Here is an 11,439-nt window from a genome sequence, read left to right as displayed (position 1 = left end):
TTAGAGACCGCCTGATGTTCTTACTAATCCTCTAATGCTTATTCCATTGTCAGCTTGGATAATGGTTCCAGTCATTGCCTTTGAACCTTCAGAGGCCAGCAAAACATATAGATCAGCATAATCCTTAGATTCTGGAATAAATGGCAGCGGCAATGCCTGTTCAACTCCTGATATAATAGAAGGAGCCTCTGAACCTAAGGAATTTGGCATTCCCATGGCAGTCGCAATAACACCTGGTGCCACTCCATTAACACGAATCTTAGGCGCAAGCTCATAAGCCAATTCTTTGATTAAGCCTGCGATAGCATGCTTGGATGCAGTATAAATAGGGCCTCCCCCAGCGGAATAAAAGCTAGCATGAGAAGCGGTGAAAATCATGCACCCTTCCGTTTTAAGCAACTCTTGAAGAACTACTTTGGCCCCTAGCAAGTATCCTTTGACATTGACATTCATTACTTCATCAAATGCAGCCTCGATACGGTTAAGAGAGAGGTCATTGATTCCAATATTTCCATCATAGATACCTGCATTGCCGATAAAAATGTCTACCCTTCCAAATTTCTCAATAGTTGCTTCCACCATTTTGAGATTGCCCTCTAATGTGCTTACATCTGCATGGACAGTAATGATAGCTTCCCCTAAATGAGTTTGCATTTCCTTAAGACGTTCCTGCGATTTATCGGCAATACACACTTGTGCACCTTCTGCGACAAAGCGCTCTGCAACCGCCCTGCCCAACCCAGAAGTCGCTCCCGTAATCAAAGCAACTTTACCATTTAAGCGTCCGATCTTTTCCACTCTCCTTCAAGGTTACATTCCTTTAATAAAACTTCCTGGGGGTTTTCGAAGTCTAGACCATGATTCAAGGGTATCCGCCATGCTTCTCCATATTTTAGTCGGAGAAGCAGGATCTAAATATACCTGTTCTGCTACATATTCAAAGCGATTCCCACCCGGTTCCAAGTAATAAGCATATAAATTAGGACCAATTGGATGGCGTCCCGGCCCCAATTCCACATCAATATCAAACTGAGTCAATACATCACAAGCAACTTTAATATGTTCAAAATTACTCATTGTCCAAGAAAGATGATGCAATGTATCGTTTGGATTTTTCGTTATCGTTGTTGCCACATCATGATGGTAGCCGCGAAAGCGCATGAAGGACATCATATATTTCCCATTCATTTCGGGATCGACAATATCAGAGATTTTAAAATCTAGTATTTCATGAAAAAAATCTGTTTCTTTTTTCACATCTACTGTCATCAAATTAATATGATCAATATTTAACGGTGCAGATGCCACATTTCGACGGTAAGCTGGCCTTGCGGGGTTAACATAACTATTATCTTCAACCAGAACGAACTCCATCGGAATGCCACTGGGCAAATTGAATCGAATTCCCTTTACCTGCCCTGGTTCTGTCCCGTTATGACGGTCCACTCTTACACCAAGGTTCGATATTTTTTTGTAGAAATACTCCAATTCTTCTTCGTTATCAACGCGGACTGCGAAATGGGAAACTCCAGTTCCTCCTTCAGAGATGGCCAAATCATAATTTTTGTCATAGCCACAGCCTAAATAAATGACACCACTTTCTCTAGCTATCTCAACCAAACCTAAACCTTCTTTATAAAAATTTATTGCCTTAGAAAGATCGTTCACTTTCAATTCTACGTGTTCAAACCTTTGGGCTTTTGAATGCATAACCTTCACCCTTTCTACTGGATTAGTTGGTTTATTTACTCTTTTTTGAAAAGGTATCATCCAAGCCGAAATGAATTTCGAAAAATTTAGAAAAATGTTCCGGTTTTAATACCGTCAAGCTTTCCAATTGCATGGCATCCAATGTAATTTTTCCATCATTTTTTTTTGACTCAATTTCCAGTAACTCACCATTTTTAGTTTGAATTTTTCGTACGTGGATACAAGTGAATTCATTTGCAATTTGTATAAGATCATCATTTTCCGTCATTTTCATTCTCCTCGGGTCATTTTTCTCTTGTCTAAATAAAGATCGCCAGGTTATTCATTGGGATGGTGGCATGATCAAGTAAAATAAGCCTTTTTGATATTTTCCACTGGCCATCAACTCGGCGGATTGTATCATGCCTTTCACCGCTTAAAAACTGAAAAGTCGGCAAATCAAATTTTCCTCTATACAATAGGAAGTTTGTTTTATATTGGATTACGTTTTCAGCGTTTTCATCCATCGTAGCTCTGAAATTGGTTAAAAAATGCCTTGTTCTTGATACAGGATCTTCCGCCCAGTTGTATTCTGAATAGGCACGAATGACACGCATCTCCATCGTGTTTTTGGTTTCGTCCATATGACTGGCCAAATCACTGAATTCAGTGGGGGCTGCTTTCTCGCGTGTAACCCTTACTGGAATTCTATAAGTAAAATCTTCTGTCATCAGTTCCAGCCACTCCCTAAATTTCCCGTCATCAATCAATTCTGCTTCTTGCAGAAAAAATTCAATTCCCTCTTGGTATAAATCAAAAGGCACTTTCAATTTTTGATTCCCCCCTTTTATTCTTCTGAGAGCATTTCCTTTAAATAGTGTCGATATAAATGCCGTTGATTTCCTTCCTCGTAACGTGGATAATAGGCTATTCCAGGAAATGGCCATTCCATGACTTGTTTCGCCGTTCCCATCCCTTCCATCCCCATCTGCAGATTTAATTTCATGTTTTTCTTAGCAAATGTCCCCTTGGCATTTCTTGTAATAGTTTCCCAAGGGATTGCATCATCTAGTTCGAATGTGCCGGCGATTCCGAAAGACGCCATTGCTGCTCGATAAGAAGCCCTTTTAAATTCCTCTGACGTATTTTTGTACATCATGAACCAGTTCCAAACTTCAATTTCATCCTTTCCTTTCGGCTGCCAAACCCTCCATGTAAACAGTGGCGTAGGCGGAACATTTTTCGGATCAGGGCTTAACGGCAGCATTAAGAACGAAATATTTGGAAATATATTTCCTACACAAACGCGTGAACCACGTGCTAATTCAAGCTGTTTTTCAGATAAGTTTTCCAAATTAAAGGTTTTGACAATTTCCTCTGGATAATAGAAGAAAAGCGGGTCCTTACTTTCAAGATCAATAGAGAAGCTGATTCCGTGACCATTTCCTGCCTGTATATGATAGCCCTTCATATTTTCTCTAAGAGGGATTTGCATGACCCCAATATCATAGGTTGATTTGTGGAGGGTCATTAAGTGATAATCGTCGCCGGAAAAGTTTTCGGCAGCAATTTTCCAGTTCGCCTTAATGATAAAACGTTGGGGTTCTCCCAAAACTTCCATACCTTCATCTTGCAATGAAAAGATCATATCCAAGTACCAGCCCATCCCAGCTAATGATTCTTTAAGATCAGGACAGTTCTCATCTAACGTCGCAAAAACGAAGCCATGAAATATTTCCACCCGTGGTGCTTGGGTAAGTCCCCATTCCTTTCGATCAAGACCGCTATAAGCATCCTTAAACGACGGAGTTCCCACTAAATCACCATTATTTTTAAACGTCCACCCATGATATGGACACTGAAAATGAGAAGAACTACCTTTTGCTGCCCGACAAATGCTCGCCCCGCGGTGAGGACAAACATCCAATAAAACGCGGATTTCTCCGTCACTTCCCCTGTTTACAATAAACGTATCGTCTCCAATAGAACGAAGAACGTAATCATTTTTGTTTGGGATTTCAGATTCATGTGCAAGAAAGTTCCAGTTTCTCCCGAAAACCCTTTCTAACTCTGCTTGATGAATTTCCTCATCATTCAATACACCTATTTTTGAAATTCCTTGCTCAAGGCTTGCCTGAAAATCTTCTAACATTGCTCTTGCCCTTTTAGAAAGCGGTGACTTAAATTCCTGACACATTTTGAGCACCTCATTACTCATTTATTTATATAAATCTTTTTTTGTATATTTGTTTTGATTGTAATTACTAGATTCGCAATCCTGTTAAATAACCATCATGAATTGCATCGTATATTTTTCCCGGGCGCTTACCATCGCCAATTGGAAATACCTCTAGTTCAGCTTGTTCTTTTAATTGCTGTGACAAATCATTATTTGCTGAATAACCTGTTGCTACAACAACCGTATCGGCTGTTAGTAAGTGCTCCTTCCCAGACCTATTAATAACAGTTACAACTTTTTCATTTACTTCCTTTATTTCCGATGAAGTATAAATAGTAATGCCTCTTTGAGTTAAAAACTCCCTATATGAAATTTTGAAAGTAATTAAGTCATTATTCAAAATGTCCTTCGACTGCTCAATAATTGTGACGTTACGCCCTTTCTCGGCTAGAAATAAAGCGGTTTCAATTCCTGTCATCCCGCCGCCAACAATGACTACACTTTGTCCAGTGTCAGCCTTTTGTGACAAAACATCTATTCCATTTATAACTTTTGATGGGTCAATACCACTAATATCAACAGGTTTTGGCACCTTTCCAACCGCGATTACAGCGGTGTCAAAATCACCAGCTTTGATCGTATCCAGCGTTGCTTCTTCATGAACTATTTTTATATTTAACTTCTCTACTTGGGCAGAGAAGTAGTTTTCTAACATTCGGATATCTGCTTTAAATGGTGTAACCGATGATGCTGGCAAAACTCCGCCTAATTTTCCTTTTTCGAATAATGTAACCTTATGACCGCGAAGTGCACTAACTCTAGCTGCCTCCATTCCCGCGGGTCCTCCTCCAACTACAGCAATATTTTTAGAAGCACTGGCAGGTTTAATCGGAAGTTCACCTTCTCTACCCATATTTGGATTGACCGAGCACCTAATAGATTGATAGTTGAAGAATGTTCTTTCCATACAGCCATCATTACAGCGGATACATGGAATAATATCTTCCGTCCGCCCTTCTTTTGCCTTTAATGGGAAGTATGGATCTGCGAGTAAAGGTCTGCCTAAAGAAACAAAATCGACATTTTTTTCCTGGAGGATTTCTTCGGCAAATTGCGGTGTTGTAATGGAACCTGATGCAATGATGGGAACAGAAACAGATCGTTTAATGGCCTCTGCTGCCCACACATTTGGGCCTTTTGGGACTGTCATCGGGCTTACTTGATAATTCATCATGTGATGATCTCCGCCTGACACATGGAATGCGTAGATACCCAGTTGTTCCGCCTGTTTACAAACCTCTATTGATTCCTCAATTGTAATTCCATCGGGTTCATAATCTGTCCCATTAATTCTCATTGTTATCGGGAAGTCCTCGCCTACTTTTGCTTTCACGTTTCTAATGACTTCCAATAAAATTCTCATTCTATTTTCTAAAGTTCCACCGTATAGGTCTGTTCGTTTATTCGTGTGAGGGGAAAGGAAATTTGTTATTAAATATCCGTGGGCGGCATGTATTTCAACTAAATCAAATCCTGCAATCTTTGCTCGCCTAGCAGCGTCGCCAAAATCTTCTACAATTTGCTTGATTTCTTCAATTGTCAGCTCTTCAGGTACATTTCCGGTTTGTTCATAGAGCGTTGGCCAAGGGATCCTAGATGGTGCCTTAATAGGCGGTGTTCCTAAGAACTTTTGCCTTCCACAATGTTCAATTTGAATGCCTGCTTTTGCCCCTTCATCGTGAATCGAAGAGACCAGCCAGGATAAACCTGCAATATGTTCATTATCACTAATTCCTAATTGGCAATACGCTGATTTACTGGCCTCATTGTCGATATACGTATATTCCACAATAATCAGTCCTGTACCGCCACGAGCTATTTCTTTGTAGTGTCTTACTAATCTTTCAGAAACTGTACCATCACGATTACTTAGGCCCGTCGATTGTGGTGCTTTTACGATTCTGTTTTTTATTTCAAGGCTGCCAATTTTCCCAGGTGATAGTAACTTAGCATATTGCTCATTCATTCAGATAACCTCCGTTTTCACAAATTTGGATTGTGAAACAAAAAATTGACCTTTCATCTCGAAAACTATTTGTTTCAGGTTTTTAAAAAGCACCTGATAATAACTTCCCAGCATTTGGAACACTCGCTTTGAGATCTAAACTCTTAAGAATTTGATAGACTGTTGCCGTACTTGCTGAAAGGACAGGTAATCCAAGCATATCTTCTACCTTTTGAATGGCCGGCAGTGATGGCATTTGAACACATGCCGATAAAACCACTGCATCAGCCTGACTAACATCTAAATCCTTTACTATTTCTAGCAGATTTAGAGGATTTAACCGGCCTACTTCTAGGTTATCAGCCACTTCCAAACTGATGGAATCCATTACCTCGATCCCACTTTCCTCGATATAATCAACCACCATTTTAGTAAGCGGTTTCATATAAGGCGTAATAATGGATACTTTTTTTGCATTTAAAGTTTGGATCCCTTCAACCAAGGCACCAGCACTGCTTATGACAGAAACATCGGTACCATTTTCTTTTGCTATGCCAGAAAGTCGTGACTCGGAAAGACAGTGGTAACCAGAACCTTGAGACATAATTGCGACCAAACATGCGTAAGCAATCGCATCACATCTTGCATCAGATAGTTCTAAAGCACAGCGGTCGCTCTCCAAATCCATTTTCGCTAATTCTTCCTTTGTTACATGTAGCATCCTCATTCGGCTGGAGTGGAATGTAAACGCTGCCTCCTCATTGCCTCTTGAATTTAGCATCGCCGGTATTTCTGTTTCCATGGTTGTGTTAGAGCTTGGGACAATAAGCCCAATACGATAATTCTTAGTCAAATTTTGCACATCCCTTTTCATTGATTATTTAGCGGAAAAACTTCATTTAACCGGAGAAAGCAAAGTTAATTCCTTTATTACCTCATCGGTTTTTACCACATCTGCATATTTCTGCTGCATATCAAAGAGATTAATAGCATGCGAGGTTATACTCCTGTCAAATACACATTCTTCTGGAACTATCACTTGATAGTTATAAGAGAAAGCATCGACGACAGTGCTTCGCACGCATCCGCTTGTTGTGCACCCCACTACAATGACGGTATCGACCTTATCGGCAATTAAATGCGAAATCAATGGTGTACCAAAAAAAGCGCTTGGCTTCTTTTTAGATAAGACTACTTCCCCAGGAGATGGCATTATTTCATCCACTACCCAAGTTCCTTTTTCTCCTTCAAGAAGAGAGGGGTGTGAAAATAGATTACCCTTAACGGCAACCCGTTCATTAGAAGAATCCCTATACCCTTCAATAATGGTATAATACACAGGAATTTTTGAAGCTCGAGCAGTCTTTAATAACGCTTGAATATGTTTAATAGCTTCCCAACTTGCTGCTCCACAGCTTGCCGGATACTTTTTAATTGACTCCTCAATTGGCTCCGCTTCTTCACCTGTAAAACCATATGTAACATCCACAATAATCAATGCTGGATTTTTCCCAATCCCATATTTCTTTCCAAAACCACTGGTAGAATAGTTCTTTAAATCCCTTTTATCGAGATATTGGTCCCAAATACGCATGATCTTTCTCCTTTCTTTGACTGAAAGTTTAGGCAGAAGTGCATCCCAATTTAAGGTCAACTATCTTGTTGAGCACTCAACTTTTCTATTAATTGATCCAAATCATTTAGAATATGCTCCCTCATTTTTTCCGAGGCTAATTCTGGATTTCGAATTTTCATGGCTTCGACCACTTCATAATGATCATTTATGAAAACATCATTTCCATAAAACTTCGCAAAAAAATTATTCCGGTAAAGGAGGATTAGATTATTAATTTTCCCCATCATCTCAAGAAGTCTTTTGTTACCGCTGCTCTTTACTATAAATTCATGAAAAAAAGTATTTAATTTAATGACTTCGGCCATTCTATTTTCTTTTATTGCCTTTTCGACCAGAAGAATAGATTGACTAAGTTCATCAATTTGCTGATCTGTTATTGATTTTGTCGCCAAAAATACAGCCATGCCCTCCAGCCCTGCTCGAACTTCAAAAAGTTCAATTACGTCATCTACGTTTGGTTTATACACATATGTTGTTCCATCTTGATTTACTATTAAGCCATCTTGTTCAAGCTTTCGAAATGCTTCTCTTACCGGACTCCGGCTTACTCCTAAGTTTTCTGCAATCCATCCATCAACGATTCTTTCTCCTGATTTAAATTCTCCATTAATAATGGATTCCTTTATATTATCGTAAATTTGTTCGTATAAAGGATTAGACTTTTTTACAATCATGTTGACATCTCCATTCAGCCGACAGCATTCTGTATACTGTCGACAGCATCTATTAATTACATTATACAAATAATCAGAAGATTTACAATAGTTATTTTAAAATTTATCTATTATCTTTTGTTTTTTAATTTTTTTTTCAAAAAAATACTTACTAGCAGTGTTGAATGACAAATAAAAAAACCGCATCACTTTTTAATAGTAGTGTGCACTTTAAAGATTTTACTATCAATGTTCTCCATTTAGATATCTGGTTGTACTGGAAAAAAGTTCATGAATAGCAAACCGATTTTTTCAAAAAATAAAGTAAAGGTGGTGTTATTGTATGACCATTGCGCTTATTCTCGGAGGAATTGTAATTGTAGGCGGTTTATTTTATACACTTAAAATTGGTAAAGCAGTCAATGTGAGAAATAGCGAATTGGACGAAGAAATTCATAGTACAATTAGAAAAAATTGGATTTCGTTAAATCCCGTTTTTCTTGCTTATATCATAGCCATTGGGGCTATATTGGTATATATTGCATATCTCGCAGTAACACGGTAAAATATACCGTTCTTTCCATCCCCGGTATCATCATTATGAAGTTTTTTCTAAAATTGCCGTTTCTCTCGCTAACAATCAAAAGCGCTGCTAGCGACGTAATTGCACCTCTCATATTTTGACCAAAAGGTTTTGGCTATTTTTTGGTGGTTTTGGCTAATTTTTTATATGTTTTGGCTATTTTTCAAGAGGTTTTGGCTATTTTTCAAGAGGTTTTGGCTATTTTCCAAGGGGTTTTGGCTATTTTTCAAGAGGTTTTGGCTATTTTCCAAGGGGTTTTGGCTATTTTTTCACCTGTTTTGGCTATTTAGACAATTTTTGTAAAATTCAACACTTTTAAAGTGCGGTTTATCAGCATGGAATAAGGGTCAGACCCACATTGAGACTGACCCTTGAAGTTTTTACTTATCAAAATGTAAGTTGTCCGCATGCTGTAATAAAAAGTCTGACGGACTCTTCCCGTATAAATACAATCGATGCATCGGTCTTGTCATCGAAACGTAAAGCAATTTGATATCCAGATCCACTTTTGCATAAGGTTCTTCCAAGCAAACGATCAAAACGGCATCAAATTCTAACCCTTTTGATAAATAAGAAGGTATAATCGCGATGTGGCCCTTCTTCATATCTTCTTTTTCCTCGACTAATTGAATCGGAAGATGACTTTTTTCTAATAACTGATGGATTCTTTGCGATTCTTTATCCGTTCGTCCAATGATCGCAATCGTGTGAAGCTCTTCCTCTTTAAGTGAAGTAATTTCCTTTTCCAGCTGCAGCCGTACTGGTTCTAAATTCGTAGGGTCAATGGTTTTGAACAATGGCTTTTGACCATGCCGTATGACGGGTTTGACCTTTGGCAAGTCTTGGTCGATCATTTGAAGGATATCGTTGGCCAAATTCATAATCTCAACGGTTGTCCGGTAGCTTTTTTGTAAGGCTTGATAATTCGCATTTGGGAAGATATCTGTCAATACCGGTGCCCAACTATTCAAGCCGCGATAGGAATGAATCCCTTGTGCTAAATCTCCCACAATGGTAAACAAGTCTGTATCAAAGCCCTCCTTTAATGCGGCAAATTGAAAATAGCTGTAATCCTGCGCTTCATCGATAAAGATACTGCGCATTTTATATTTTTCATCGATTCCTTCCAATTTCGACTTCATATAAAAAAGCGGAGCCAAATCCTCAAGTTCATATGCACCTCGATCAAAAATCCGCTGACAATACCTACTTAGCAGCTTACATTCTTGATCTGTAAGAGTAGTGGAATGCATTTTGATCATTTCAGGAGAAGTCATTAGTTCCTTATACAAGGTAAACATATCCTTCATGACGAACGCATCCATATATTTTTTGACTGCGACCTTTGCCTCCTGCTCCACCCTCTTTACTCTTTGTTCCTTCTTCTCCATCATGGTAACTACTTTTTGCTTTCTTTTTTCTGGCTCCAGTCTCCTGCTATAAAGAGCCTTCTCTAGGGCTGTTTCATATTTCGCGTTTAGGTTTGACAGCATGATGGCTTTCTTCTTTTTTAAATCACTTGTTAATAGGGCTTTTATTTTATTTAGCCTTTTGTAGATTGGTAAGTATGTATATTCGTTTAAAAATAGTTTTTTGAGATTTTTCCCCTTCATGAGCGTCGATTTTTCTACAATAAAATCCTCTGCAGGTGCGAGTTTTAACTCCAATTCTTTTACATAACTATGGATTAATTCCTTAAATTCGAGTGACCCCTTATAGCTCGAAACCCACTGCATTTGCTTAGATTTTCCATTCCCTTCAAGGAGCTTCATCAGCTTAGAATTTGGAGAAAATAGTTTTATTTTCTGCCCCAAACAACTTTTCATAAAATCAATAAAAGTGGTCTGGTTAATTTTGTTCACTCCAAGTTCAGGTAAGACGGCAGAGATATAATCAATAAACAGTCGGTTGGGTGCAAGGATCATTAATTTTTCTGGAGGAAATTGAAACCCAAAGGAATAGAGAAAGTAGGATATTCTATGGAGTGCGATGGTTGTTTTCCCGCTTCCCGCGGCCCCTTGAACGATAATTGGGTGCTTCAGTGAGGCCCGGATTACTTCATTTTGCTCATTTTGGATGGTCGCAACGATTTCAGTTAATCGATTGTCTGCTTTACCTGACAAAGATTTCTGCAAAAGTTCATCGTGTGTCGTCAAATCGATATCGCGGATTTCTTTTAATAATCCATCGATGATTTCATACTGCCTCTTTAAGGCTAAGTAACCGGTTTGTGTCTCCCCATATGCTTCATATGACACGTCTCCAAGCCGGCCATCATAGTAGACATTGGCAATTGGTGATCTCCAATCGACGATAATCGGCTGCTGTGTCACACGGTCAAACAAGGATACCTTGCCGATGTACAAGATTTCTTCCTTATTCGTACTATCGCTCGTATAATCAATCCTTGAAAAATAGGGCTTGCCAATCACGCTTTCTAGCCTTTTCAGTTCACTTTCCGCTAATTCAAGAAAACTTGCATTCGCGAGGAGATCCGTGTAGCTCGTACTACTATCCTTTGAATTTAATTCGGCAAAAGATTGCTTCATATTTTCAACAAAAAATTCTTTATTCCCCTTAGAAATATCTAAAACAGTTCGGATATATTCCTTTGTAAACTCTAAGCGTTCCACTTCGGTTTGATAATCTTTATGGTCACGGACAGACACTTGATCTTTGGCACTCATCCTATTC

12 protein-coding genes are annotated in these 11,439 nt (G+C 38.8%); 2 read left to right on the top strand and 10 right to left on the bottom strand.

Features of this window, described 5'->3' with window-relative positions; genetic code table 11:
- From AA980_RS05025 to AA980_RS04985, 9 genes are all read right to left on the bottom strand, one after another.
- Positions 1-798: an SDR family NAD(P)-dependent oxidoreductase gene (locus AA980_RS05025; RefSeq protein WP_024026638.1), complete on the bottom strand. Its 798-nt coding sequence runs from the start codon at positions 796-798 to the stop codon at positions 1-3.
- Between the two features lie 12 nt (positions 799-810).
- Entirely contained in the window at positions 811-1,710 is a 900-nt protein-coding gene (locus AA980_RS05020; protein WP_024026637.1) for a VOC family protein, read from the bottom strand.
- 31 nt (positions 1,711-1,741) lie between these two features.
- Positions 1,742-1,978, bottom strand: a complete 237-nt coding sequence (locus AA980_RS26790; RefSeq protein ID WP_024026636.1) for a hypothetical protein — start codon at positions 1,976-1,978, stop codon at positions 1,742-1,744.
- A 31-nt stretch (positions 1,979-2,009) separates the two neighbouring features.
- Positions 2,010-2,513: an aromatic-ring-hydroxylating dioxygenase subunit beta gene (locus tag AA980_RS05010; RefSeq protein WP_235815105.1), complete on the bottom strand. Its 504-nt coding sequence runs from the start codon at positions 2,511-2,513 to the stop codon at positions 2,010-2,012.
- A gap of 23 nt (positions 2,514-2,536) precedes the next feature.
- Entirely contained in the window at positions 2,537-3,886 is a 1,350-nt protein-coding gene (locus tag AA980_RS05005; protein ID WP_024026634.1) for an aromatic ring-hydroxylating oxygenase subunit alpha, read from the bottom strand.
- Positions 3,887-3,953: 67 nt separating this feature from the next.
- On the bottom strand, positions 3,954-5,894 hold the full coding sequence (locus AA980_RS05000; protein ID WP_024026633.1) for an NAD(P)/FAD-dependent oxidoreductase: 1,941 nt from the start codon (positions 5,892-5,894) through the stop codon (positions 3,954-3,956).
- Between the two features lie 82 nt (positions 5,895-5,976).
- Complete coding sequence (locus AA980_RS04995; protein ID WP_024026632.1) at positions 5,977-6,726, bottom strand: maleate cis-trans isomerase family protein; 750 nt, start codon at positions 6,724-6,726, stop codon at positions 5,977-5,979.
- A 42-nt stretch (positions 6,727-6,768) separates the two neighbouring features.
- On the bottom strand, positions 6,769-7,467 hold the full coding sequence (locus tag AA980_RS04990) for an isochorismatase family protein (RefSeq protein ID WP_024026631.1): 699 nt from the start codon (positions 7,465-7,467) through the stop codon (positions 6,769-6,771).
- Between the two features lie 56 nt (positions 7,468-7,523).
- The gene (locus AA980_RS04985) at positions 7,524-8,183 is read right to left on the bottom strand and encodes a GntR family transcriptional regulator (RefSeq protein ID WP_024026630.1); all 660 of its coding nucleotides are present in this window, start codon (positions 8,181-8,183) and stop codon (positions 7,524-7,526) included.
- Positions 8,184-8,505: 322 nt separating this feature from the next.
- On the opposite strand from AA980_RS04985, the gene AA980_RS27420 reads away from it, so the two are divergent.
- Together AA980_RS27420 and AA980_RS27115 are read left to right on the top strand one after the other, a co-directional pair.
- The gene (locus tag AA980_RS27420) at positions 8,506-8,727 is read left to right on the top strand and encodes a hypothetical protein (protein ID WP_024026629.1); all 222 of its coding nucleotides are present in this window, start codon (positions 8,506-8,508) and stop codon (positions 8,725-8,727) included.
- 149 nt (positions 8,728-8,876) lie between these two features.
- Entirely contained in the window at positions 8,877-9,035 is a 159-nt protein-coding gene (locus tag AA980_RS27115; RefSeq protein ID WP_156351151.1) for a hypothetical protein, read from the top strand.
- Positions 9,036-9,125: 90 nt separating this feature from the next.
- Here the strand turns inward: AA980_RS27115 and helD are convergent, their stop codons facing one another.
- The gene (gene helD, locus AA980_RS04975) at positions 9,126-11,432 is read right to left on the bottom strand and encodes an RNA polymerase recycling motor HelD (RefSeq protein WP_024026628.1); all 2,307 of its coding nucleotides are present in this window, start codon (positions 11,430-11,432) and stop codon (positions 9,126-9,128) included.
- Positions 11,433-11,439: the final 7 nt, after the last annotated feature.

It is taken from the genome of Neobacillus vireti (genome assembly GCF_001026695.1).
GTDB lineage: Bacteria > Bacillota > Bacilli > Bacillales > Cytobacillaceae > Neobacillus > Neobacillus vireti.
Note: the sequence above shows the minus strand (reverse complement) of the source record. Positions and strands in the feature narration are given on the sequence as shown.